The sequence below is a fragment of the Paraburkholderia tuberum STM678 genome, assembly GCF_902833905.1.
In the GTDB taxonomy this organism is placed as follows: Bacteria; Pseudomonadota; Gammaproteobacteria; order Burkholderiales; family Burkholderiaceae; genus Paraburkholderia; species Paraburkholderia tuberum.
Map to the genome: position 1 here is coordinate 1 of NZ_CADFGP010000073.1, position 24,312 is coordinate 24,312.

General features: G+C 62.4%; 23 protein-coding genes, 1 rRNA gene, 3 pseudogenes and 1 other annotated feature. Of the genes and pseudogenes, 18 read left to right on the plus strand and 9 right to left on the minus strand.

Translation table 11 applies throughout. The annotated features are described in order from the left end of the window. The 6 genes and pseudogenes from rrf to HWY30_RS35785 form a co-directional block, all read left to right on the plus strand. Positions 1–89 (plus strand): 5S ribosomal RNA (gene rrf / locus HWY30_RS43165); the annotation flags it as partial. Positions 90–440: 351 nt separating this feature from the next. Continuing rightward, a pseudogene (locus HWY30_RS35765) lies at positions 441–1,470 on the plus strand (IS3 family transposase); the annotation flags it as partial. After that, positions 719–835, plus strand: a sequence feature (AL1L pseudoknot). It overlaps the preceding pseudogene by 117 nt. A gap of 176 nt (positions 1,471–1,646) precedes the next feature. Then, positions 1,647–2,729 carry an IS630 family transposase gene (locus tag HWY30_RS35770; RefSeq protein ID WP_090803819.1) on the plus strand — a complete coding sequence of 361 codons (1,083 nt, stop codon included), beginning with the start codon at positions 1,647–1,649 and terminating at the stop codon, positions 2,727–2,729. 13 nt (positions 2,730–2,742) lie between these two features. After that, the gene (locus HWY30_RS35775) at positions 2,743–3,042 is read left to right on the plus strand and encodes a hypothetical protein (protein WP_090803820.1); all 300 of its coding nucleotides are present in this window, start codon (positions 2,743–2,745) and stop codon (positions 3,040–3,042) included. A 79-nt stretch (positions 3,043–3,121) separates the two neighbouring features. Next, positions 3,122–3,828: pseudogene (locus HWY30_RS35780) on the plus strand (transposase); the annotation flags it as partial. 5 nt (positions 3,829–3,833) lie between these two features. Next, positions 3,834–3,990 (plus strand): annotated as a pseudogene (locus HWY30_RS35785) (transposase domain-containing protein); the annotation flags it as partial. A 59-nt stretch (positions 3,991–4,049) separates the two neighbouring features. Here HWY30_RS35785 and HWY30_RS35790 read toward each other — a convergent pair. Both HWY30_RS35790 and HWY30_RS35795 read right to left on the minus strand, forming a co-directional pair. After that, positions 4,050–4,973: a dTDP-4-dehydrorhamnose reductase family protein gene (locus HWY30_RS35790; protein ID WP_090803822.1), complete on the minus strand. Its 924-nt coding sequence runs from the start codon at positions 4,971–4,973 to the stop codon at positions 4,050–4,052. Positions 4,974–4,984: 11 nt separating this feature from the next. Continuing rightward, positions 4,985–5,188, minus strand: coding sequence for a heavy-metal-associated domain-containing protein (locus tag HWY30_RS35795; protein ID WP_090803824.1), 204 nt, complete (start codon positions 5,186–5,188; stop codon positions 4,985–4,987). A gap of 134 nt (positions 5,189–5,322) precedes the next feature. On the opposite strand from HWY30_RS35795, the gene cueR reads away from it, so the two are divergent. From cueR to HWY30_RS35815, 4 genes are all read left to right on the plus strand, one after another. After that, a complete protein-coding gene (gene cueR, locus HWY30_RS35800) occupies positions 5,323–5,745 on the plus strand; it encodes a Cu(I)-responsive transcriptional regulator (RefSeq protein WP_090803825.1) in 423 nt (140 codons plus the stop codon). Between the two features lie 295 nt (positions 5,746–6,040). After that, positions 6,041–6,187: a DUF3563 family protein gene (locus HWY30_RS35805; protein WP_018418650.1), complete on the plus strand. Its 147-nt coding sequence runs from the start codon at positions 6,041–6,043 to the stop codon at positions 6,185–6,187. Between the two features lie 248 nt (positions 6,188–6,435). Continuing rightward, a complete protein-coding gene (locus HWY30_RS35810; protein WP_244145134.1) occupies positions 6,436–6,783 on the plus strand; it encodes a hypothetical protein in 348 nt (115 codons plus the stop codon). 225 nt (positions 6,784–7,008) lie between these two features. Beyond that, positions 7,009–8,049 carry an ABC transporter substrate-binding protein gene (locus tag HWY30_RS35815; RefSeq protein WP_090803828.1) on the plus strand — a complete coding sequence of 347 codons (1,041 nt, stop codon included), beginning with the start codon at positions 7,009–7,011 and terminating at the stop codon, positions 8,047–8,049. 77 nt (positions 8,050–8,126) lie between these two features. On the opposite strand, the gene HWY30_RS35820 is transcribed toward HWY30_RS35815, so the two are convergent. Together HWY30_RS35820 and HWY30_RS35825 are read right to left on the minus strand one after the other, a co-directional pair. Next, positions 8,127–8,972 carry a 23S rRNA (adenine(2030)-N(6))-methyltransferase RlmJ gene (locus tag HWY30_RS35820; RefSeq protein WP_090803830.1) on the minus strand — a complete coding sequence of 282 codons (846 nt, stop codon included), beginning with the start codon at positions 8,970–8,972 and terminating at the stop codon, positions 8,127–8,129. 119 nt (positions 8,973–9,091) lie between these two features. Further along, a complete protein-coding gene (locus HWY30_RS35825; RefSeq protein ID WP_090803831.1) occupies positions 9,092–10,063 on the minus strand; it encodes a potassium channel beta subunit family protein in 972 nt (323 codons plus the stop codon). Between the two features lie 235 nt (positions 10,064–10,298). Between HWY30_RS35825 and HWY30_RS35830 the strand changes: the two genes are divergently transcribed. Both HWY30_RS35830 and HWY30_RS35835 read left to right on the plus strand, forming a co-directional pair. After that, positions 10,299–11,096 (plus strand): 3-hydroxybutyrate dehydrogenase, encoded by a 798-nt coding sequence (locus tag HWY30_RS35830; RefSeq protein WP_090803833.1) that lies wholly within the window; start codon positions 10,299–10,301, stop codon positions 11,094–11,096. Positions 11,097–11,106: 10 nt separating this feature from the next. Continuing rightward, a complete protein-coding gene (locus tag HWY30_RS35835) occupies positions 11,107–12,339 on the plus strand; it encodes a DUF3734 domain-containing protein (RefSeq protein ID WP_090803834.1) in 1,233 nt (410 codons plus the stop codon). Positions 12,340–12,494: 155 nt separating this feature from the next. Here the strand turns inward: HWY30_RS35835 and HWY30_RS35840 are convergent, their stop codons facing one another. Continuing rightward, complete coding sequence (locus HWY30_RS35840; protein ID WP_090803836.1) at positions 12,495–13,694, minus strand: amino acid aminotransferase; 1,200 nt, start codon at positions 13,692–13,694, stop codon at positions 12,495–12,497. Positions 13,695–14,205: 511 nt separating this feature from the next. Here HWY30_RS35840 and uvrB point away from each other — a divergent pair. The 5 genes from uvrB to HWY30_RS35865 all read left to right on the plus strand — a co-directional run bounded on the left by uvrB (position 14,206) and on the right by HWY30_RS35865 (position 20,004). After that, entirely contained in the window at positions 14,206–16,299 is a 2,094-nt protein-coding gene (gene uvrB / locus HWY30_RS35845; RefSeq protein ID WP_090803838.1) for an excinuclease ABC subunit UvrB, read from the plus strand. 351 nt (positions 16,300–16,650) lie between these two features. Continuing rightward, positions 16,651–17,199, plus strand: a complete 549-nt coding sequence (locus tag HWY30_RS35850) for an iron transporter (RefSeq protein WP_090803840.1) — start codon at positions 16,651–16,653, stop codon at positions 17,197–17,199. A 112-nt stretch (positions 17,200–17,311) separates the two neighbouring features. Beyond that, positions 17,312–17,644, plus strand: a complete 333-nt coding sequence (locus tag HWY30_RS35855) for a cupredoxin domain-containing protein (RefSeq protein WP_090803842.1) — start codon at positions 17,312–17,314, stop codon at positions 17,642–17,644. Positions 17,645–17,752: 108 nt separating this feature from the next. Next, positions 17,753–18,598, plus strand: a complete 846-nt coding sequence (locus HWY30_RS35860) for an FTR1 family iron permease (protein WP_090803843.1) — start codon at positions 17,753–17,755, stop codon at positions 18,596–18,598. Next, entirely contained in the window at positions 18,595–20,004 is a 1,410-nt protein-coding gene (locus tag HWY30_RS35865; RefSeq protein WP_090803845.1) for a 4Fe-4S binding protein, read from the plus strand. The genes HWY30_RS35860 and HWY30_RS35865 overlap by 4 nt, the downstream gene beginning before the upstream one ends. Before the next feature lie 275 nt (positions 20,005–20,279). Here the strand turns inward: HWY30_RS35865 and hemP are convergent, their stop codons facing one another. The 4 genes from hemP to HWY30_RS35885 form a co-directional block, all read right to left on the minus strand. Then, positions 20,280–20,540 carry a hemin uptake protein HemP gene (hemP, locus tag HWY30_RS35870; protein WP_090803846.1) on the minus strand — a complete coding sequence of 87 codons (261 nt, stop codon included), beginning with the start codon at positions 20,538–20,540 and terminating at the stop codon, positions 20,280–20,282. A gap of 184 nt (positions 20,541–20,724) precedes the next feature. Further along, positions 20,725–21,207, minus strand: a complete 483-nt coding sequence (locus tag HWY30_RS35875) for an SRPBCC family protein (RefSeq protein ID WP_090803848.1) — start codon at positions 21,205–21,207, stop codon at positions 20,725–20,727. Positions 21,208–21,292: 85 nt separating this feature from the next. Then, positions 21,293–21,691 (minus strand): OsmC family protein, encoded by a 399-nt coding sequence (locus HWY30_RS35880; protein ID WP_090803849.1) that lies wholly within the window; start codon positions 21,689–21,691, stop codon positions 21,293–21,295. Between the two features lie 204 nt (positions 21,692–21,895). Then, entirely contained in the window at positions 21,896–22,774 is an 879-nt protein-coding gene (locus HWY30_RS35885) for a pirin family protein (RefSeq protein WP_090803851.1), read from the minus strand. A gap of 123 nt (positions 22,775–22,897) precedes the next feature. Between HWY30_RS35885 and HWY30_RS35890 the strand changes: the two genes are divergently transcribed. Then, complete coding sequence (locus HWY30_RS35890; RefSeq protein WP_090803853.1) at positions 22,898–23,908, plus strand: LysR family transcriptional regulator; 1,011 nt, start codon at positions 22,898–22,900, stop codon at positions 23,906–23,908. Positions 23,909–24,312: the final 404 nt, after the last annotated feature.

Sequence of the window (24,312 nt, forward strand, 5' to 3'; positions counted from 1 at the left end):
CACCCCTTCCCATCCCGAACAGGACCGTGAAACGACTCCACGCCGATGATAGTGCGGATTGCCCGTGTGAAAGTAGGTAATCGTCAGGCTCCCCCCCAGTCAGAAACCCCACCCGCCGCGGTGGGGTTTTTGCGTTTACGCGGCCCAAATCAACAGCAACATGCTCGACCGAGCACGAACAACAAGCGTGGTCGGACGCCGTTGCCAGCCACTGCCAAAAGTAGCCTGTTGATCGACGCGTTTTTGCGCATACGACCTGCGCACAAACAAGCGTCTAGCTCGTCCCGAGCGCTGCTCGGTGGCGTTCCCGCGCTCGACGCTAGCCTCCCGCACGTATCTAAGGACACAAGGACTCTCTTACTATATCGGATGGTCTTATGCGTATCAGTATGAACCGCCCCGGATTTGGTGGAGGCTCCAACTCTTGAGAAAATGGAGCCATGAACAAGTCGAACAAGTTTTCTGCTGAAGTCCGGGAACGTGCAGTGCGCATGGTGCAGGAGCATCGCGGCGAGTATCCGTCGCAGTGGGCGGCGATCGAATCCATCGCCCCCAAGATCGGTTGCACGAGCCAGACATTGCTGGGGTGGATCAAGCGAGAGGAAGTGGATAGCGGGGAGCGTGAGGGCGTGACTACGTCGGAACGCGAACGCCTCAAGGCACTGGAGCGCGAGAACAAGGAACTGCGCCGTGCCAACGAGATTCTGAAGCTGGCGAGTGCGTTTTTCGCCCAGGCGGAGCTCGACCGCCGCCTGAAGTCCTGAAGGCCTTCATCGATCAGCATCGCGATACCTTCGGGGTCGAGCCGATCTGCAAGGTCTTGCGGATTGCCCCGTCGGGCTACCGGCGACATGCCGCGCTGCTTCGTGATCCGTCGCGGCGCGGTGTTCGCGCAATCCGCGATGAACGTCTGCGGGCGGAGATCAAGCGCGTGTGGCAGGCCAACATGCAGGTCTACGGTGCGGATAAAGTCTGGAAGCAGATGAACCGGGAGCGTATCGCGGTGGCGCGCTGCACGGTCGAACGGTTGATGAAGCAACTGGGTTTGCGCGGCGTGATGCGAGGCAAACGTGTTCGCACGACTGTTCCTGATGCCATAGCCCCGCGCCCGCTGGATCGGGTCAATCGCCAGTTCAAGGCCGCACGGCCGAACCAGCTCTGGGTTTCAGATTTCACCTACGACCGGTTGAATCCGCCCAATACACGTCCATTGCCTTCGGCCGCCGCTGCCGTGACGCCGGCGTGCGCCCCTCGATGGGCTCGGTCGGCGATTGCTTCGACAACGCCATATGCGAGAGCTTCTTCGCGACACTCGAATGCGAATTGCTTGCGCGTATCCGCTTCAATACGCGTGAACAAGCACGACAAGCGCTGTTCTCGTGGATCGAAGGTTGGTACAACATCAGCCGTCGTCATAGCAGCATCGGTTACTGCGCGCCGATCCGCTACGAGCAACTTCACGAAGAACAAAACCGAATCCGCGTCACGGACGAGTTGTCCACCGCCGGCCGGCGTCGTGGTCGTGACAGGCGACCCGCCGGCCGACCGTGGACAACTCGTGGCACGGCTCAAACCGGAGGGAACTAGCCTAGTACAACATCCCGTAAATAGCTTGATTAAATAATTGTCTTGGCTATCATTTCGGGATGAGCCAAGGTCGTCATGCAACGCCAGTGAAGTTGGCGAAGAAAGAACGAGAAGAACTACTGTCGCTGATCGAGCGGAAGACCGCGACGCAGCGAGATGTGATGCGGGCACGCATCGCGCTGTGGGCGCACGAAGGACACGCGAATACGGTGATTGCTCGGGAACTGCGCATATCGGTGCAGACGGTCTGCACGTGGCGCAAGCGCATCGCACAGCACGGTGCGCAGGGCCTGCGCGAGGGTGAGCGCAGCGGCCGTCGTCCTCGCATCACGCAAGAAACGCGACTGCAGTTGATCGCGTTGGCATGTGAAGCACACGAACCCGAGGGACGGGTTACGCCAACGCTGGACGAGATCGTAGCGCGCGCGATCGGGCGCGGCATTGTCGAACAGATCAGCCGCAGTCATGTGCAGCGCATTTTGCAGGCCGGTGACGTTCGACCGCACCGGGTCAAGCAATGGCTACACAGTCCCGACCCGGCCTTTCGTGAGAAGGTCAATGTGATTTGCAGGTTCTACCGCAAGGTCCCTCGAAACGCGGTGGTACTCAGCATCGACGAGAAGACTGGCATTCAAGCCATCGAACGTAAGCACCCGGGGCGTGCGCCGGCGCCGGGACGGCTGCGTCGTAGGGAGTTTGAATATATTCGCCACGGCACCCAGGCGCTGATTGCTGCGCTGGATGTACATACCGGGCAGGTGCTGGCAGATTGTCGCGAGCGTCGCACCCAGGACGACCTGGTCGCCTTCATGGAGCGCGTGGCGGCTGCGTACCCGAGCCAGCAGGTGCATGTGATTTGGGACAACCTCAATACGCATCGCGCCCAGGCCGTCTGGCAGGCATTCAATGCACGGCACGACGAGCGGTTTCATTTCCACTTCACCCCGCTGCACGCGAGCTGGGTTAATCAGATCGAGCTCTGGTTCGCCCGTTACACGCGCCGGGTGCTACGCCACGCCAGCCATACCAGCACCGCGCACCTGCGCGAGCGTACCGAGCAGTTTGTCCGCGCGCATAATCAGGCAGCACGCCCCTTCAAATGGACTTTCAGGGGCTATCCGCTGCAAACTGGCGCATCGTAATCGAGAGACTGACATGCCAGCCATACCCACTAAACATTACGCGAGCGAACTTGAGCGTCGACTGCGCGGGCTGCTCGGCCACGAGCAGATCGTCACACAAGCGTATGGTCGGCACCTGCTGATCAAACGTCTCGATGATGAGGAACCGACGGTTGTGGCGCGCCTCACCGACCTCGGCCGCAATCGTTATAGTGCCGCCTTTCGCAGCCACACCGGCCGATGGGAACCGCTGCCGGGCACGGGTTCGCTCGACGAGATGACCGAGCTCGTCGTCACGCTCCTGCAGCCTTATTTGCAGCCCGATAATTATTAAAGCTATTTACGGGATGTTTTACTAGTCAAAATTCAACTGCTTAACCGTCCACGCAAACGGGTCACCCTCACACAGTCTCGTCAAGGCCAGTACCGAAGACATCATCAGGGCGCTGACCGGCAACTGGCGCGAGGAGCACCTGTTCGTGCTCGCGCAGGCGCTCGCAATGTTCGACAGTCTCGCCGAGCGCATCCTCGAGTGCGATGCGAAGACCGGGGCGCTGCTGGTCCCCCTGGGGCGTCACGACGTCCAGCTGGCCGGGCCGGACAAGAAACGCCAGAAGAACGCCCCCGGTTCGACGCGCGTACCGCGCTCGCGCGCTGGGCGGGCGTGGGCCTGACGCGCATCAACGGCCTGTCCGTGGCCACCGTGATGACGATCCTCTCCGAGATCGGCCCGGATCTGAGCCGCTTTGCCAGCGTCAAGCACTTCTGTTCGTGGCTGCGCCTGTGCCCCGCCACGAACAGAAGTGCTTGACGCTGGCTTCCGGCACACGACCCTCCGCCAACCGCGCCCGGCAGGCGCTGAAAATGGCAGCCATGAGCCTGTCGCGCAGCGACTCGGCGCTCGGCGCGTTCTACCGCCGGCTGTGCTCACGCATGGACAAGCCGCGCGCCAATACCGCGGTCGCCCACAAGCTTGCCCGCATGGTTGTACTTCATGCTCACGCGCGGCGAAGCCTTCGTCGACCAGGGGCAGCAGCGCTATGAGGAACAGCAGCGCCAGCGCAGCATCGCAGCCCTCAGGCGACGTGCTTCCGCCCTCGGATTCCAGCTCCAGCCAAACGCGGATTGTTCGCCGGGTCGCTGCGCGCTGGCCAACGAACTCAACGGTCACGAACCCCACGCATATCTGAAAGACATCGGGACACGGCCTCCCACCCACAGGGCAAGCGACATCGCCGCATTGCTGCCACATAACTGGCAACCTCTTACCGCTGTCGCCTGATTCACCGTTCGTCAACGGGGGTTTGCCAGCCGCTTACCGCACGCACGCAAGGCGCCGGATCATACGGAAGTTGCCTGTCCCTGCCACGGAAACGCGGCCAGCACCTCCCGGATCGCCATATCGAAAGGCGTGCGTCGACCGATTCCGAGTACCTCTAAACGGCTCGATGCCAGATGACAGTTGTGCGGGCGCGGCGTCGCGTCGGTGGGTGTGCGCTGGGGCGTCAGACGCGCGTCGAGTTGCAACGCTTCTGCCAGGCGCACGGCGATCTCGTACTTGTTCATCGGTTCGTCGCCCGACCATTGCACGATGCCAGAGACCGTTTCGCCGCGCGCGTGCCGCTCGAGCATCTGTCGGATCACGAAAGCGACATCGGGCGTGAACGTAGGATAGCGGATCGCCCAAGCGTCCATCCTGGCAGCCTGGGCCCCCGGCGCCGCCGCCGCTGCAATCGCCGGCACGAGGCTAGTCACGGCCGATTCCGACCAACTGACGATCGGACCATATAGCAGCGGCAGACGCAGCACGCATCCGCCCTCGGCCGTGTCGGTCAGCGCTCGCTCGCCTTCGAGCTTGCTCTGTCCGTACGCGTTCAGTGGCGCAGGTGTGCTGTCGTGACGATAGGGCGGGTGCGTGCCGTCGAACACGTAGTCGGTCGAGATCGACAGTGTCCACGCGCCGTGTCGGTTCGCCGCCCCGGCGATCATTCGCACGGCATCGACGTTCAGCGCGCGAGCAAGCGCCGGATCGCGCTCGCATACATCGGGATGGCGCTCCGCCGCGGCAATCACGACGGCATCCGGCGCTACGCGGTCGATGAAACGCTCGACCGCGACGCTATCGCGAACATCCAACGCGACCATTCGCGGAGACGTTCGGCTATATGCGGTGGAGACGGTCTGCCAGCCGGTCTGGCGCGCGAGTTCGTCGTTGAGCGCGCGGCCGAGCAATCCGGAACCACCTATTACGGCAACCTTGAACATGCGCCGCACCCTCAGCGCACAGACGTGACCGTGTATCCGGCCTCGTCAATCGCGGCCTTCAGCGCATCGACGGGTTGCGCCGACTCCACGAGCACGCGGCCGGTCGCGAGATCCACCTGAACCTGCGCGGCGGCGTCGTGCTCGCGAATCGCGCTCGTGACAGCGGCAACGCAGTGCTGGCAGCTCATGCCTTCTACATGGAGTTCGATTGTCATTGCAAAGACCTCGGCGGAATCAGATTGCGGATAGTCGAATTATGCCTGCCGTACCTTGTTTGGGTAGCTGACCTTCCCACCATGGGAAGGTGTAGGATCGATTGGAGTTCAGCCGCAACCTTGAGGAAACAGTCATGAACATAGGCGAAGCGGCCCGCGTGTCGGGCGTTACGGCAAAAATGATCCGCTACTACGAAAGTGTCGGCCTATTGACTGCGAAGGCGCGCACGAGTGCCGGTTATCGCGTGTATGGCCCGCAGGAAGTGCATTCCTTGCGCTTTATTCGCCAGGCTCGCCGGCTCGGATTTCTGGTCGAGGATATCCGGCGGCTGCTTGCTCTATGGCACGACCGCTCGCGTGCAAGTGCCGAAGTAAAGCGGATCGCGCTCGAACATGTCGCCGAACTCGATCGCCGCATCGCCGAACTCACGGACATGCGCGACACTCTCGCGCATCTGGCCGATCATTGCCATGGTGATGACCGGCCAGATTGTCCGATTATCGAGCGACTGGCGGACACCGATCTTGTATCGGGACGAGGTTGCCGTCCGCTTTAGCGGCTAATCGAAGTGCAACCCGGCCTGCCGATTCTTAAGGTCGAGCGATTCGTGCACCGAAAGTGCGCATAAAAATTGCGAAAATGACGTCCACTGAAAGGACGCCTCGATGAATCCCAATAAAATCAGGAACTGCATTGCACCTTTACAGTGCACTATTCCAAAACGGAATGCACACCATGCGGGCATTTCACTGTTCAGGTTGTACCTTAGGGCTATAATGCGGGTTAACCCTTTTACGGGAAATCCCCGATGTCAAATCACCGGGGATTCGATCTGCTCCTTGGAGAACATCATGTTTGCATTCATTCTTGAGAAGCTCAGCACCTGGTTCGAAACCGCGGAACGTAGCCGTCGTGAGGCATATCTCGCCTCGTCGTCGGATATCGTTCAGCTCGAACAGCGCATCCGTTCGCTCGAAACCAACGGCTATTCGCTGTAAGTTTCCGCTTTGAGTTTGACCTGGCGGCGCCTGCTTTTGCGCGGCCGTGCAGTACCAATGTCGAGCCCCGTCAAAGCGGGGCTTTGTCGTATCTGGACATCGAAATCCGCGTGTGCCTTCGACGTTTTTTCGAGTGAACGGCGCAAGAAAGCTGCTGATGGCGAATATCGACTAGCTTCGTAACGCGGCCCGCGGTAATGTAGGGCGTTTTTCGCGCAAGACGGCATTCATAACCAATCGGGCTGTCCATGTCCTCCGTCCGTTCGCTGCAAACTTTCCGAGCCGTGATGGCCGCGGCCGCCATGGCGACGCTCGCCGCCCTCTGCGCCGCGTCGGACGCATTCGCGGTGTCCGATAACGGGCGTCCTCCCGTGATCCTCGATACGCTTGGCGGCGTCAATAATGGCCAGAGCGGTACCGTACTGCTGAGCTCGCCGCCTGCGCCGGAGCCGATCGTCGCCGCGCCGCCGATCGCGGCACCGGTCGAGCTGCCTCCGGAATCGTCGCCGCCGTTCGTGGTCGCGCCGTATATCCAATTGCCGGCGGGTGGTGGCGTGCCGCGGCCGGTGCCTCGAGCGGTGCCCCTTCCGCAATAGGCACCGACGGCGCGAGAGATCGTCGTCGGTGCTTCTGCGCGGTCCCGTTTCTCCCCCATACGCCAGCTTGCCTCGCACCCGACAATCTCATTCGGGTTTGGGCGCATGGCGTCCGTGAAACCGTCCGACGACAATCGTTGCGCGCCTCGACGCCGTGAGCTTCGATCTCGGCAAGTGCGCCTGCGTCACTGCTTCGAACGGAAAACACAACAAGGAGACGTCACCATGCTCAATCAATGGATGCAGCGTGCGACGCGCGCCTGCGTGATGCTGCTCGCACTGGCCGCGTTGCCCGGCGATGGGTTCGCGAAGGACACGCCGGAAATGCCGACACTGACGATGGCCGTCGGCGGCTTACCTGGCCTGTACTATCTGCCGGTCCTCGCCGCACAGCAGCTCGGCTACTTCAAGGACGAAGGCCTGAACGTCACGCTCGAAGATTTCGCGGGCGGCTCGAAAGCGCTCGAAGCGGTGGTGGGCGGCAGCGCCGAAGTCGGCGCGGGCGCGTTCGAGCACACGTTGTTCATGCAGGCGAAGGGTCAGCACTATCGCGCGTTCGTGTTGATGGGCCGCGCACCGCAGATCGTGATCGGCGTGGTGAAGTCGAAGGCCGATCAGATCAAGTCGCTCGCGGACTTCAAAGGCGCGAAGGTCGGCGTGAGCGCACCGGGTTCGTCGACGGATCTCGTGCTCACCGTTGCGTTGCGCAAGGCCGGCGTGCAGCGCAGCGACATTTCGGCGATCGGCGTCGGCAGCGGCGCGACGGTGCTGGCCGCGGTGGGCAGTGGCCAGATCGACGCGCTGTCCAATGTCGATCCAATGATGACCAAGCTCACGCGTAGCGGCGCCATCAAGGTGCTTGTCGATACGCGCACGGTGAAAGGTACGCAGGAGGTGTTCGGCGGCATGATGCCCGCGGCGACGCTTTACGCGGCCGAAAGCTTCATCCAGAAAAATCCGAAGACAACGCAGGCGCTGACCAACGCGATCGTGCATGCGAATCATTGGCTGCAGACTGCGAGCGACGCGGATCTGCTGAAGATGGTGCCGCAAGCCTATCTGTTGGGCGACCCGACGCTCTATCTCGACGCCTTTCACAACGTGCGCGACGCGTATTCGCCGGACGGACTGATGCCCGCTGATGGCCCGGCGACGTCGCTGCGCGCGTTGTCGTCGTTCGATAGCCGGCTCGATCCGAAGAAGATCGATCTGAGTGCTACCTATACGAACCAGTTCGCGAGCAAGGCGGCCGCGCAGTTCAAGTGAGCGTATGCGGAGATCGGGTTGCGCAAGACAGGTGACGGGGAACCGCGCGCGGCACGCTCACGCGCCGCTCATCACGTTCAATTGCCGCGATATTCGACCTTGAACGTCGCAGCCTTGTCCTCGCCGAGCGTTTTGACGAGCCATGGCATCTGATCCTTCAGCGTCTTGGCGAGCGTATACGGCGGATTCAGGATGAACATACCGCTACCGAACAGCCCATAGCCGTCTTCCGGCGGATTGCTGACGGTCAGGCTGACGTGCAGCCAGTTGTCCTTCTGCAACTGCTTCAGTTGATCGGGAAAGCGCTGCGACTCAGGGCGCTTGACCTGCGGATACCAGACCGCGTACGTGCCGGTCGGAAACCGCTTCAGACTCTCCTCGACACAGCGCAGCGTGCGCCCGTAATCGCGCTTGTCTTCATACGACGGGTCGAGCAGGATCAGCGCGCGGCGCGGCGCGGGCGGCAACAGCGTGAGAATTCCGTCGAAGCCGTCGCCCGCATACAGCATTGCGCGTCGGCCCGCGTCGCGAAAATTGTGGCGCAGCACGTCGATTTCGGTGCTGTGCAATTCGAAGAGCCGCATACGATCCTGCGCGCGCAGTTGTCGCCACGCAAGATACGGCGAGCCCGGATAAAAATGCAACTGGCCATCGCCATTGAGCGCGCTGACTTCATCGACGTATTCGGCGAACAGCGGCGGCAGATCGTTGCGGCCCCACAGTTTCGCAATACCCGTCTCGAACTCGCCGGACTTCGTCGCGTAGCCTTCCTTCAGCGAGTAAACGCCGGCGCCCGCGTGGGTGTCGATATACCAGTAGGCCTTGTCCTTCTGGCCAAGGTAGCGCAGGAGCTGCAACACGACGGCGTGTTTCAGAACGTCGGCGTGATTGCCGGCATGAAAGGCGTGGCGGTAGCTGAGCATGATGAGAGGACGCTGAGAGAGCGCAGGCTGGCCCGAAGGAGCCGGCGACGCGCGGTCGCGTATTGTACGCGACCGCGCGTGACCGGTTAGCCACCCGGTGCGTGGCGCTGCGCGCGCGATTACTCGTGCGCGTCGCCGATGATCTCCTCGATCCGCTGCTTTATCTCCGGTGTGATGCGCTCGGCCACCTCGGCGGACTGCATGTTTTCGCCGATCTGTTCGACCCGCGAGGCGCCCGTGATCACCGTGCTGACATTCGGATTCTTCAAAATCCACGCGATCGCGAGCTGACCGACCGTGCAGCCGAGCTCGTCGGCGACCGCGCCGAGCTGGCCGACCACGCTGTTCCGGGTCGGGTCCGTGAGCTGCTGGCGCAGCCAGTCATAACCCTGCAACTGCGCGCGACTGTCGGCTGGCACGCCGTCACGATATTTGCCGGTGAGCAGACCCGATGCGAGTGGGCTCCACGTGGTCAGGCCGAGGCCGATGTCCTCGTAGAGCCGCTTGTATTCCTGCTCGACGCGTTTGCGGTGAAACAGGTTGTATTGCGGCTGCTCCATGACCGGCTTGTGCAGATGATGCCGCTCGGCGATTTCATAGGCGGCGCGAATCTCGTCGGCGCTCCATTCCGAGGTGCCCCAGTACAGCGCCTTGCCGCGCGCGATCATGTCGCTCATTGCCCACACCGTTTCCTCGACCGGCGTGTTCGGGTCCGGACGATGACAGAACACGAGGTCCACATAGTCGAGCTGCAGGCGCTTCAGCGACGCGTCGATCGCGTTCATCAGGTACTTGCGGTTCAGCGTGTGGTACTGGTTCGGCGCTTCGTTGAGTCCCCAGAAGAATTTCGTCGACACGACGTAGCTCACGCGCGGCCACGCGAGCTCCTTCAACGCATGGCCCATGATCTCCTCGGATTTGCCGCCCGCGTAGACTTCGGCGTTGTCGAAGAAATTGACGCCCGCGTCGCGCGCCGCGGCAAGCGATTCGCGCGCGGCGCGGTGATCCACCTGGTTGCCGTACGTGACCCATGAGCCGATGGACAACTCGCTCACTTGCAGGCCCGAGCGGCCCAGACGTCGATAATTCATGCATGTCTCCTGGTTGGTGATGCCACGGGAACGGAGCCCGGATTCAGCCCGAAAGCGTCCAGTTTAAAGAGATACGGTTCGATGTGCGTTTTACCTATGTCGTTCACAGGGTTCATGCACAATAGCGAAGTCGGCCGCCGCGCTGCATCCGCCGAACGGTCTATACCGTTTGGCCGACTTCTCGCCGCGCGCGGTCTCGTGGTCTCATTGCTCATCAACTGCATGGAGGTTCTGGATGTCGTCTCTGAACTCGAATCTGAACGGCAAAGTTGCCGTCGTCACTGGTGCCGCGAGCGGCATCGGCAAACAGATCGCGTTGACTCTGTCGGCCGCGGGTGCTGCGGTCGCGATCGCCGACCTGAACCAGGACGGTGCGAACGCCGTGGCTGAAGAAATCAGAAAGGGCGGCGGTAAGGCAATCGGCGTGGCAATGGACGTGACGAACGAAGATGCCGTCAACCAGGGGATCGACAAGGTCGCCGAGGAATTCGGTTCGATCGACATTCTCGTTTCCAACGCCGGCATCCAGATCGTCAATCCGATCGAAAACTATTCGTTCTCGGACTGGAAGAAGATGCAGGCCATTCACGTGGATGGCGCGTTCCTGACCACCAAGGCCGCGCTCAAGCACATGTACAAGGACAATCGCGGCGGCGTCGTGATTTACATGGGCTCGGTCCACTCGCATCTCGCCTCGCCGCTGAAGTCGGCGTACGTGACCGCGAAGCACGCTCTGCTGGGCCTGTCGCGCGTGCTTGCCAAGGAGGGCGCTGCGCATAACGTGCGTTCGCACGTCGTGTGTCCGGGCTTCGTGCGCACGCCGCTCGTCGACAAGCAGATTCCCGAGCAGGCGAAAGAATTCGGCATCAGCGAAGAGGAAGTGATCAAGCGCGTGATGCTGGGCGGTACCGTCGACGGTATCTTCACGACGGTCGAAGACGTCGCGCAGACCGTGCTGTTCCTGTCGACATTCCCGAGCGCGGCGCTGACCGGCCAGTCGTTCGTCGTGAGCCACGGCTGGTACATGCACTAAGGGGCGGCCCATGGCGCAACGCAATCTGAAGCGGGCGCGGGTGGGCGTGTCGGGCGACGGGGAGGGCGCGGGTCCGTCGGTCGCCGCCCGCCCGCGCCGGCATCTCCGGTTGCCCAACTACGAAACCGTCGCGCTGATGCTGCAAGGCGGCGGCGCGCTCGGCGCCTATCAGGCCGGCGTCTTTCAGGGACTTTACGAAGCCGGCATCGAACCGAACTGGATCGCGGGCATCTCGATCGGTGCACTGAATACGGCGATCATTGCGGGCAATCCACCGGAACGACGCGTCGAGCGTCTGCTGCAATTCTGGGAGACGATCTGCCAGCCGGCGTTCGGGGCGCCCTTGCCGGCTCCGATCGAGCACCTTCTGTTCAATTCGAGCGAAGCGGTGCGCAAGGCATTTACGGCAGCGCAGGCAATGAGCGCGATCGTCGAAGGGCAAAAGGGCTTTTTCGTGCCGCGTTTCCCACCGCCGTTGCCCACGGTGTCCGGTCCGCCGCAATTGGCGAGCTACTACGACACCACGCCGCTGAAGGCCACGCTCGAGTCGCTGTGTGATTTCGACCGGATTAATTCCGGCGAAATACGCGTGTCGGTGGGCGCGGTGAATTGCGGCACGGGCAATTTCGCGTACTTCGACAATACCCACACCACGCTCAGGCCCGAGCATTTCATAGCGTCTGGCGCGTTGCCGCCGGGCTTCGCGGCCGTCGAGATCGACGGTCAGTTCTACTGGGACGGCGGCCTGATGTCGAATACGCCGCTCTACGAGATGCTCCAGTCCACGCCGCGTCGCGACACGCTCGCGTTTCAGGTCGACCTATGGAGTGCGATCGGGCCGGTGCCGGACAACCTCACCGACGTGCAGGGCCGCATGAAAGACATCCAGTATTCGAGCCGTACGCGTCTCGTGACCGACATGCTGCAGCGCTCGCAGCGTTTCCGCCACGTACTGCGCGAGGTGCTGGACCGTGTGCCAGAAGACCAACGCGACGATCCGTGGTGCAAGCTGGCCGAAGATCTGTCGTGTTCAAAGCGCTACAACGTGATTCACCTGATCTACCGGCACAAGGAATACGAAGGACACTACAAGGACTTTCAATTCGGTCTGTCGACGATGCGCGAGCATTGGCGAAGCGGTCTCGAAGATATTCTCCGTTCTCTCGAGCAGCCCGACTGGCTCGATATGCCGGAAAACGATGCCGGGTTCGTCACGCACGATATTCATCGGGATTCGCGCTGATTCCTCGCGGAGAGCCCCGACGCTGCGCCAACCAAGGCCGAACCGTCAGAAAATAAAAAAACGGCGCCCTTTCAGAAAAGGGCGCCGTTTTTACAGGCGGTGGCAGCGGCGAACCTGCTGCACTTGCACGGCAAACCTCCGCGCTGTGAATCGCCTTACTTCAGCACGTGAGCAATCGCGGTGGCGACGACGTCGAGGTTGCGCGTATTGAGCGCAGCCACGCAGATGCGGCCCGTGCTGACCGCATAGATACCGAACTCTTCGCGCAGACGGTCCACTTGCGGTGCCGTCAGACCCGAGTACGAGAACATGCCGCGCTGGGCGTTCACGAAGCTGAAGTCACGATCAACGCCGCTTGCCTTCAGACGCTCGACGAGACCATTGCGCATCGCGCGGATGCGCTCGCGCATTTCGCCCAGTTCGCTTTCCCACGTCGCGCGCAGTTCCGGCGATGCGAGCACGGCCGCGACTACCGAGCCGCCGTGCGTCGGCGGGTTCGAGTAGTTGGTGCGGATCACGCGTTTCAGTTGCGACAGCACGCGCGCCGCTTCTTCCTTGCTCGCGGTGATGATCGACAGTGCGCCGACGCGCTCGCCGTACAGCGAGAACGACTTCGAGAACGACGAAGACACGAACACGTTCAGTTCCTGCGCCGCGAACAGACGCACGGCTGCCGCGTCCGCTTCGATGTTGTCGCCGAAGCCCTGGTAGGCGATATCGAGGAACGGCACGAGGTTGCGCGCCTTGACGACCTCGACGACCTGCTTCCACTGCTCGACGCTCAGGTCGACGCCGGTCGGGTTATGGCAGCACGCGTGCAGCACGACGATCGTGCCCGCCTCATAGCTGTTCAGCGCGCTCAACATGCCGTCGAAGTTCACGCCGTGCGTCTGCGCGTCATAGTACGGATACGATTCGACGACGAAGCCCGCGCCTTCAAACAGCGCGCGGTGATTTTCCCAGCTCGGATCGCTGATCGCGACCTTGCTATTCGGATTCACGCGCTTCAGGAAGTCGGCGCCGATCTTCAGCGCTCCCGTGCCGCCCAGCGCCTGCGCCGTGACGACGCGGCCGGCCGCGATCAGCGGCGAGTCGTTGCCGAGCAGCAGCTTTTGCACGGCGGCATCGTAAGCGGCGATACCTTCGATCGGCAGATAGCCACGCGGCAGCGCGGCTTCGACGCGGGCCTTTTCCGCCTCGCGCACGGCGCGCAGCAGCGGAATCTTGCCTTCTTCATTGAAGTACACGCCAACGCCGAGGTTGACCTTGGTGGCGCGCGTATCGGCGTTGAAAGCTTCGTTCAGGCCCAGAATCGGGTCGCGGGGAGCAAGTTCGACGGCGGAGAACAGAGACATGATGGGTGGGCAGCAGTAGTGAAAAGAGGGCGGCTTCGCGCGCGAGCGGCCTCATCTTGGGCGTCGGCGGCGTTTCGCGGGTGGGCGTGAGTTCGACGAAACGCGAAAATCGGGGACGGCCTATGGACAGCGGCGAGCGAGCGCAACTTCGCATTGTAACGAATCCGGGCGCTTTTTTCGGACGACCAGACGGGCAAAAGGCGATTATTTGCTTGAAAAACAGGCACTGGAGAGCCATGTGGCCGTAAGGAATTCGAGCGGGGCGTGGCGATGTCGACGGCGCGAACAGGCCGAGGTGCGCTGCCCATTGGCGCTGACTGCGCCACGATGACGAGTGGCGTGGAGGACACAGCCCGGGATGGGAGTTCGCGGTAAACCCCGTCAGGGCGCGCAAGTCCGCAAAGCGCCATAACACACCGGCGCCCAGGGCCGCCCTACGTAAGCCCGCTCGATCTTCGCTTTCCACAACCCGTTAGAATGATTCTTTGCCCAAGGCCCGGTGCCGCCCCTCATGTCCGAACACCATCTGACTGAAGCCGACGATACGCTCGACGAATCAAAATTCATCGCGTTCGAAGGTTCACCGTTCAAGCTCTACCAGCCGTATCCGCCCGCCGGCGACCAGCCCACGGCGATCGACACGCTCGTCGAAGGCGTCGGCGACGGTCTCGCGTTCCAGACGCTGCTCGGCGTGACCGGCTCCGGCAAGACTTTCACGATGGCCAACACGATCGCGCGGCTCGGCCGCCCGGCGATCGTGTTCGCGCCGAACAAGACGCTCGCCGCGCAGCTGTATTCGGAGTTCCGCGAGTTCTTTCCGCGCAACGCGGTCGAGTACTTCGTTTCGTACTACGACTACTACCAGCCGGAAGCGTATGTGCCGCAGCGCGATCTGTTCATCGAGAAAGACTCGTCGATCAACGAGCATATCGAGCAGATGCGGCTGTCGGCGACCAAGAGCCTGATGGAGCGGCGCGACGTGGTGATCGTCGCGACGGTGTCGGCGATTTACGGTATCGGCAATCCGTCCGAATACCACCAGATGATCCTGACGCTGCGCACCGGCGACCGGCTCGGCCAGCGCGACGTCATCGCGCGGCTGATCGCGATGCAGTACAGCCGCAACGAAGCCGACTTCCAGCGCGGCTCGTTCCGCGTGCGCGGCGACACCATCGATATCTTCCCGGCCGAGCACGCCGAGATGGCGGTGCGCGTCGAGCTGTTCGACGACGAAATCGAAACACTGCAGCTATTCGATCCGCTCACCGGCCGCGTGCGACAGAAAATTCCGCGCTTTACCGTGTATCCGTCGTCGCACTACGTGACGCCGCGCGATACCGTGCTGCGCGCCGTCGAAACGATCAAGGCCGAGCTGCGCGAGCGCCTCGAATTCTTCTATAGCCAAGGCAAGCTCGTCGAGGCGCAGCGCCTCGAGCAGCGCACCCGCTTTGACCTCGAAATGCTGCAGGAGCTCGGTTTCTGCAAGGGCATCGAGAACTATTCGCGGCACTTCTCGGGCGCGGCGCCGGGCGAGCCGCCGCCGACGCTCGTCGATTACCTGCCGCCCGACGCGATCATGATGCTCGACGAATCGCACGTGCTGATTGGCCAGCTGAACGGCATGTACAACGGCGACCGCGCGCGCAAGGAAAACCTCGTCGACTACGGCTTCCGGCTGCCGTCGGCGCTCGACAACCGGCCGCTCAAGTTCAACGAGTTCGAGCGCAAGATGCGCCAGGTCGTGTTCGTGTCGGCGACGCCCGCCGATTACGAGAAGAGGACCGCGGGGCAGGTCGCCGAACAGCTTGTGCGTCCGACCGGCCTCGTCGACCCTGAAATCGAGGTGCGGCCGGCGCGCAGCCAGGTCGACGACGTGCTTGGCGAGATCAACGAGCGCATCAAGGCCGGCGACCGCGTGCTGGTCACGACGCTGACCAAACGGATGGCCGAGCAGCTCACCGAGTTCCTGGCCGACCACGGCATCAAGGTGCGCTATCTGCACAGCGACATCGACACGGTCGAGCGCGTCGAGATCATCCGCGATCTGCGTCTCGGCGCGTTCGACGTGCTGGTCGGGATCAACCTGCTGCGCGAGGGGCTCGATATTCCCGAGGTGTCGCTCGTCGCGATTCTCGACGCGGACAAGGAAGGCTTCCTGCGCGCCGAGCGTTCGCTGATCCAGACCATCGGCCGGGCGGCGCGTAACGTGAACGGCAAGGCGATTCTGTACGGAGACAACATCACGGACTCGATGCGTCGCGCGATCGACGAAACCGAGCGGCGCCGTACGAAGCAGATCGCGTTCAACGCCGCGCACGGCATTACGCCGCGCGGCGTCGTGAAACGGATTCGCGACATCATCGATGGCGTGTACAACATCGACGAAGCGCGTGCCGAGTTGAAGGAGCAGCAGACTCGCGCGAAGTTCGAGGACATGTCCGAGAAGCAGCTCGCCAAGGAGCTCAAGCGCCTCGAAAAGCAGATGATGGAGCACGCGAAGAATCTCGAATTCGAGAAGGCCGCGCAGACCCGCGACCAGCTAGCGCTGCTGCGTCAGCGCGTGTTCGGCGCGAACGTCGGCGACCACGTGTCGGGCGTCGAATAGCTGGCGTCCCTCCACCGCTTTTGTCCACCACGAAAGGGCGCGGCCATTTGCCGCGCCTGTTCACATCGGCCGGCGCTTTAGCTCCCGCTGCAGCCGTCGGCGCGGCCAACTTGGCCGTGACGAATTCCGTCCCTGTTTCCCCGTCGCACGAAGGTTTCTTAAGCGAGCCTTAAGACCCTGCTGACATCAGGCAGAGCGTGCTGACAGGTTTGTTCTCGTCAACGATCGATGATAAACTCGCCCCAATATTGAGAATGGTTCGCATTTAAATTTACATCTGACTTGCGAGCGCAGTGTTTCAACGACATTCAACGAAATCGATTCCCAGTCTGATCAAAACAAGGAGCTTCAATGCGGATTTCTTCGTTTGTGCGCGGTGGCGCGGCAGCGGTAGCTGCTGTCGCGGCGCTGTCGGTCTCGGCCGCCGAATATCCGATTGGCAAGCAGCAGATCCAGGGCGGCATGGAAATCGGCGCGGTCTACCTGCAGCCGGTCACGATGGAACCCGAAGGCATGATGCGCAAGGCGTCGGATTCGGACATCCACCTCGAGTCCGACATCCACGCGGTCAAGAACAATCCGACCGGTTTCGCCGAAGGCGACTGGATGCCGTATCTGCAGGTGCACTACGAACTGACGAAGGCCGGCTCGAACCAGCCGTTGAAAGGCGACCTGATGCCGATGGTCGCGAACGATGGTCCGCACTACGGCGACAACGTCAAGCTGCAAGGCCCGGGCAAGTATCACCTGAAGCTGATCGTCGAACCGCCGATGCAAATGGGCCACATGGCGTTCGGCCGTCACGTCGACAAGGAAACCGGCGTCGGTCCGTGGTTCAAGCCAATCACGCTCGAATACGACTTCACCTTCGCTGGCATCGGCAAGAAGGGCGGTTACTGATCGGCGCGCGGTGCCAATGCGGTCGCTCAACGTATCAGTGAATGCAGCAGACGGCGCGCGGACAGTCGGAGTCATATCTGGCATTGGCGCGTCGCGTTTTCCGGAAAGGGCAATGAGAATAAACCGAAAGATCGCGATGCTTGCCGTCACGTTTTGCCTGGCGGCCACGGCTCATGCAGCCGACCTGCCGACCTTCAAGCTCGAAATGAACGACGGCAAACTGAACCCGGCCCGCATCGAAGTGCCGGCAGGCCAGCGTATCAAGATCGAAGTACGCAACACCGGCAAGGGCGCGGCCGAATTCGAAAGCGTGCAGTTGCGTAAAGAGAAGGTTCTGGCGCCGGGCGCCGATTCGTTCGTCGTGATCGCTCCGCTGGAGCCGGGCGAATACAAGTTTTTCGACGACTTTCACCAGCAGGCGCAGGGCGTGATCGTCGCGAAGTAAGCAGTGGTCTCGATCGAATGCGAACGCGAACTCGCCACGGCAAGCGGGCGCTGTCGGTCGCGCGAGGCAACGGATGCGGGCAGTAGAAGGATCGAAGGGAGAGCTTGAATGGGTCAGATTCTGTTCGTCGTGTGGCGGGAGAGCGTCGAGGCGCTGCTGGTCGTCGGCATCCTGTACGCGTGGTTGAAAAATGGCGACGACGACGCCCGCCGCGGCTTGCCGTACCTGTGGGGCGGCGTGGCGGCCGGCGTGATCGCGGCGGTGGCGCTCGGCGCGGCGCTGGTCGGCTTCACCGAGGTGCTCTCCGGTGACGCGCAGGATTACTTCCAGACCGCGATGGTGCTCATCGCCTGCGTGCTGATCGTGCAGATGGTGCTATGGATGAAGCAGCACGGCCGCACGCTGAAGCGCGACATGGAACAGTCGCTGCAAAAGAGCCAGCGCGATTCGAACTGGTGGGGCGTGGCGCTGCTGGTCGCACTGGCGATCGCGCGCGAAGGCAGCGAAACCGTGATCTTCCTGTACGGCCTCGGCTTTGGCCAGTCGGGTCATGTCGACGGCAGTCAGATGCTCGCTGTCGTGATCGGTCTCGCGCTTGCGTTCCTGACCTTCTACGTGTTGCAGCTCGGCGGCAAGATCATCTCGTGGCGGCTCTTTTTTCGCGTCACCGAAATCATGCTGCTGTTCCTCGGCGCGGGGCTGTTCCAGACCGGCGTCGACAAGCTGATCGACAAGGAAATCCTGCCGACGCTCGTCGACCAGCTGTGGAATTCGTCGGCGATTCTCGATGACTCGAGCACCTTCGGTTCGCTCGTCGCGACGCTGACCGGCTACCGCGCGCATCCGGCGCTGATGAATCTGCTCGCCTATGCCGTGTATTGGGCCGTCGTTTATCTGCTCGTGCGCCGCGCCAGTCGCAAGCCCGCGCAGCAGACGGCAGGGCGCGCGGCATGAGCGCCGTGATGGCTTCCCGGCCGGGTCGCCTCGCGGCGGCCGGCCAATGGATGCAGCGCCACGGCGCGGTGATTCGCGGCATCCAGTGGGTCGTGGTCGCGGTGTATGCGTTCCTGATCGTCGTGCCCGCGCTGATGCCGCTGCCGGACGACACCGCGCATCTGTGGAACAACCTGACGCTCGCCGCGCAGTTCGTGTTCTGGGGCATCTGGTGGCCGTTCGTGTTGCTGTCGATGGTGATGCTCGGCCGCGTCTGGTGCGGCGTGCTGTGTCCGGAGGGCGCGCTCGCCGAATTCGCGAGCAAATTCGGCTGCGGCCGCGCGATTCCGCATTGGATGCGCTGGGGCGGCTGGCCGTTCGTCGCGTTCGGCATCACGACGATCTACGGGCAGATGGTGAGCGTCTACCAGTATCCGAAAGCGGTGTTGCTGGTGCTCGGCGGCTCGACCTTCGCGGCAATCGTGATCGGTCTGCTATACGGACGCGAGAAGCGCGTCTGGTGCAAATACCTGTGCCCGGTCAACGGGGTTTTTTCGCTTCTGTCACGGCTCGCGCCGTTTCACTACAAGGTCGACGAAGACGCGTGGCGCCGCTCGTACACGAACGGCGAGCATGGGCATCGCGTGATTCCGATCAACTGCGCGCCGCTCGTGCCGTTGCGCAACATGAAGGGCGCGGCGGACTGCCATATGTGCGGCCGCTGCAGCGGACACCGCGATGCGATCGCGCTGACGTGGCGCAAGCCGTCGACCGAAGTCGTGCAGTTGGGCGACAAGAACGCGAACCCGTGGGACACCGCGCTGATCCTGTATGGCCTGCTCGGCATCGCGATCGGCGCGTTCCACTGGACCGCGTCGCGCTGGTTCATCGACCTGAAGATGTTCGCCGCGACGTGGCTCGTCGATCGCGACATCACGTGGCCGCTCGACACCAACGCGCCGTGGTTCCTGTTCACGCATTACCCCGACCAGAACGACGTGTTCTCGTGGCTCGACGGCTCGCTGCTGATCGGCTATATCCTGTCGACGGCGCTTGTCTACGGCACCGTGCTGCTGCTGTTGCTGACGGGCGCGACGCGCATGCTCGGGCGCTTCGACGCAACGCGTCTGCATCACTTGACGCAGGGGCTGATTCCGATCGCGGGCGCGGGCGTATTCCTTGGTTTGTCGGCGACGACGCTGTCGCTGCTGCGCGCCGAGCACGTGTCGCTGTGGTGGGCGTCGGATCTGCGCATCGCAATTCTCGTGATTGCGAGCGCGTGGAGCGCATGGCTCGCGTGGCTCGTCACGCGCCGCTACAGCGAGCGCTTCGTGCAACGCGCGCTGGCGATGCTGTGGTTCGTCGCGGCGCTGGCGGTCGTCAATAGCGCGTGGTGGCTGATGTTCTGGGGCTGGGCCTCGAAGTAAGTCTTCAGCCTGTGTCCGGTGCGAACGCAGGCGCAAACGAAAAGCCGTGGGATGGTGACATCCCACGGCTTTATCATTTTCAGCGATGTACGCCGTTGCGCGCATCGGCTTTCGAGCGAGAACCAAAAAAGCGGCCTGGCTTGCTGCGACGGCTGGCTTGGTGTCTGCACGAAGGGGTCTAGTTCTCGCGTGCAAACCGTCGTGGCTGGCTAATGCCTAACACCTCTCTGGGAGGTGGTCCCCACAATACCCGGTACTTACCTCGTGTTGCCTTGCTACTTCGTCAGGATCAGCTTGCCGAGGCGCGTCGCACGCAGTTGATACGTGTCGCCGTTGTGCACGATGCTGATGTGACTATGGCCTTGCAGCAGCGCGTCGCTGCGCACGACCCGTTCCGACGTCTCGCTCTGGCCGGCGGTGCGTTGCGCGCCGGGCTTCGCCGCGGGCGCGGCCGTCGTCGACGATTTCGGGCGGCTGGTTAGCGCGGCCGCCGAGCGGCGCAGGCTGAGCGTGGAGGAGCGGGTCATATCGGTCATTCGTTTTAGCTTGTTCGTCGATTCGATGTGATTATTCTAAATGATAACCATTCCTATTTACAAGATCGAGAAATTGATCGGATCCGACTTTTGATAGCTGAATGAAAGTGCGTCTAGATGGCGATTCTGGAAGCCATTCTGACATGGCCCCGCGAAAGCGCGGGCAGGGCGCCCGCGCGGTACGTCAGTGCAACGGTCCCGGTTCCTGCCCGGCCGCGACGTACTGGCGGATCAGCCGCACCGTATCGATATCGTTCTCGCGATACGCGGACTTGACGATCTCCTGCGTCTGCACGGCGTCCTGGTCGGTCGAGACGGGCAGCGTGGTCGCGTACTCGAAGCGTAGGAACAACTGCAGCTCATCGGGCTGCTCGATCGTCATCGTCAGTGAGCCGCCGACGTGCTCGGCGGTCGGCAGGATGTCGTAGCGCACGCTTTCGCTTTCCTGCAGCGTGACGCGATCGCGCACGGTGGCCTGGCCGTAGTGCAACTCACGCTCGAGCACATTGCCGTCGCGCGACAGGATCGTGCAGCTGTCGAGACCAATCACGAACAGTTGCGGCTGCTCGGCGCGCAGCACGAGCCCTTCCCACAGCTGCTCGCGGGTCATCGATTCGACGAAGGGATTCAACGGATCGTTGATCTGAATAAGGTGTTCGAAATTCAAGACGACTGCGTCCTATGAAAATATTGCAATACCCGTGACCCGAACGGACGGCGTCCGACCGTCCTATGCGCGTTTGCTGCGACTGTTAAGCGACCGCGAGCGAGGAGCGGATCGAGATCGTGTGCGTGAGGATCTTGTGCACGGGGCACGCATTGGCAATTTGCAAAAGCCGTTCCCGCTGCTCGTCGGAGAGTTCGCCATCGAGCATGATCTGACGGTCGATCGTCGAGCCTGCGTCGCCGGTTTCCATCGACAGTTTGACGCGTACGCCCGCGAGCGGCCAGCCTTTGCGCTGCGCGTACATCTTTAGCGTGATCGACGTACAAGCGCCGAGGCTCGACAGCAGCAGCGAGACCGGCGTCGGGCCGCGGTCGCCGCCGCCTAGCGATTCGGGTTCGTCGGCAAGCCAGGTGTGCTTGCCGTCATCGAATACGACCTGGAAATTCGTCGAACCGATGTGGGCGGTGACGGTGGGCTCTGCCATGCGCGGCTCCTCTGCTAGGGATCTAATAGCGTCGCGCGCCGCGGACTGTCGAAATCAACGCGGGCCGCGCGACATGAGCCGTTATTGTGAACGAATTTAGCGGCGTTCGCGGCCCGTGGCGGATGATTTGGCGGCGCGCGTGGCTGGTGGCAAGCTTCGCCTCGCGCCGACAGGCGTGACAAACGCGCGGCACGCGCTCGTCTGTCAGTGCGTGATCGCGCCCATCCGCCCGGCCTGATAGTCGATCACCGCCTGACGGATCTCGTCTTCGGTATTCATCACGAACGGGCCATAGCGCACCACCGGCTCCTTCAGCGGCACGCCGCCGAGCAGCAGTACTTCGAGTGGTTCGTCGCCGGCCGTGATGGTCACCGCGTCGCCGTCGTTGGCGAACACCACCATCGTGCGCGCGTCGATGTCCGCGCGCGCGTCGCCTTCGCCATACACGCCCTTGCCGGACAGCCCATACGCGAACACGCGATAGTCGGCCGGTACCGGCTGGCGGATCGTCGCGCCCGGCTGCAACGAGAAATGCTGATACAGGATCGGCGTGCGCGTTTCGATCGCGGCCTTGACGCCGAGCGCTTCGCCCGCGATGACCTTCACGCGCACCTGACCGTCTTCGGACGTCGCGGCCGGAATGCGTGTCGACGGAATTTCCTGGTAGCGCGGCGCGATCATCTTGTCGCGACGCGGCAGGTTCACCCATAGCTGCAGGCCGTGCACGCGACCGCCGGTGCGCGTGAATTCCGGGTCCGGCATTTCGCTATGCACGACGCCCGCGCCCGCGGTCATCCATTGCACGTCACCGGCGTGCAGCGTGCCGGAATGGCCCGCCGAATCCTTGTGGCCGAACTGGCCCTCGAGCACATAGGTGACCGTCTCGAAGCCGCGATGCGGATGATCGGGCGCGCCGATCGCCTCGCCTGGCGCATAGTCGACCGGCCCCATTTCGTCGAGCAGCAGGAACGGATCGAAGTCCATCAGCAGACGCGTCGGAAACGGTCGATGAACGATGAATCCGCCGCCCTCCACTGTGCGAACCGACGGGAACGTGCGTTCGATCGTGCGTGACGTAGTCATCAATATCACCTCGAAAAAATGGGGAATAGCGCGATTTCTGAAACATGGGGCTATTATAGGGACCGTTTTTGGCGGTGCCAGCCGTCCCTCAGCAATGGATTGTTCTATTCATGGAACGATGAGATGAAGATCGATTCACACAATCTGAACGACCTCATGTACTTTTCGCAGGTCGTCGAACATGGCGGATTTTCGGCCGCCGAGCGGGTGCTGGGCATCTCGAAGTCGCGCCTGTCGCGTCGGCTCACGGAGCTGGAAGCGTCGCTTGGCGTGCGCCTGTTGCAGCGTTCCACTCGCAAGCTCGCACTGACCGAAGCCGGGCAGCTGTTCTACCAGCACTGTCAAGCGATGCTCAGCGAAGCGCAGGCGGCGGTCAATGTCGTGCAGCAGCTGCGCTCGTCGCCGCGCGGCACGGTGCGCGTCAGCGTGCCGGTTACGATCTCGCAGACGATTCTGTCGACGATCCTGCCGGAATTCATGCACCGCTTTCCGGAGGTGCGCGTCGTGATGCGTGTGACGAATCGCGTGGTCGATCTGTTCGAGGATTCGATCGACGTCGCACTGCGCGTGCGTTCGGATCCGCCGGAAAACGCGAACATCGTCGTGCGGCCGCTGTGGCGCACCGAGCAGATGCTGGTCGGCGCGCCGAGCCTGCTGCAGCAGAATGCGCCGCCGCTGACGCCGGGCGACCTGAACCGCTTCGAAACACTCGACGTGCCGACGAGCGACGGCCGCCACGTGTACAACCTGATCTCGCCCGACGGCACGCGCCATGCTCACGAACACGAGCCGCGCCTCGTGACCGCCGATCTGATGACGATTCGCGAGGCGGTGCTCGCCGGCGTCGGCATCGCCGCCTTGCCGGAGATGATGTATGGAGCCGCGTTGAGAGCGGGGCAACTGTCGCCCGTGATGCCGGGCTGGAGTTTTCCGACGCCGCAGTTGTACGCGGTGTTCGTGTCGCGTCAGGGGATGGTGCCGGCCGTGCGCGCGTTCGTCGATTATCTGGTCGAGATGCTCGATCCGGATGAGGGCAAGCACATCATCGGCGAGTGTCCTGAGCGCGCCGAAAAAGCGGCGGAGCAGGGATCGGTGGCGAGGGCGTCCTCCGCTGCGTCGGCGGCGGTTTCATGAGGCTCTGTGGCAACTTGAGGGGGCACGGTGCGCCGCGGGCCGCTAGCGCGCTTCGCAAATCGTTTTTAGCATTTAAGCGCGGCCTGTCATGATTACTTTCAATGGTCGTTTGCTTGAATGCGCGCACACACAGGCATATAGTGAAATCCCTTTCGCTAAGGAGTGTCCTATGCGAAAACTCATGGCCGCTATCATAGCGGGCCTGATAGGGCTGACCGCGTTGTCCGTGTCGACCACGGCCCTCGCATGCGGTGATAAAAGCTATCAGTCTTCGGCCGATGGCAAATGATCCCGCCGCCCGAAGGCGCCAAGTGCGCACAAAAAAAGGCCTTCATCCGACGATGAAGGCCTTTTACTTTTTGGCCCTGTTTAAAAGGGGTGTTCCCGTGGACGAGCGCGCCGCT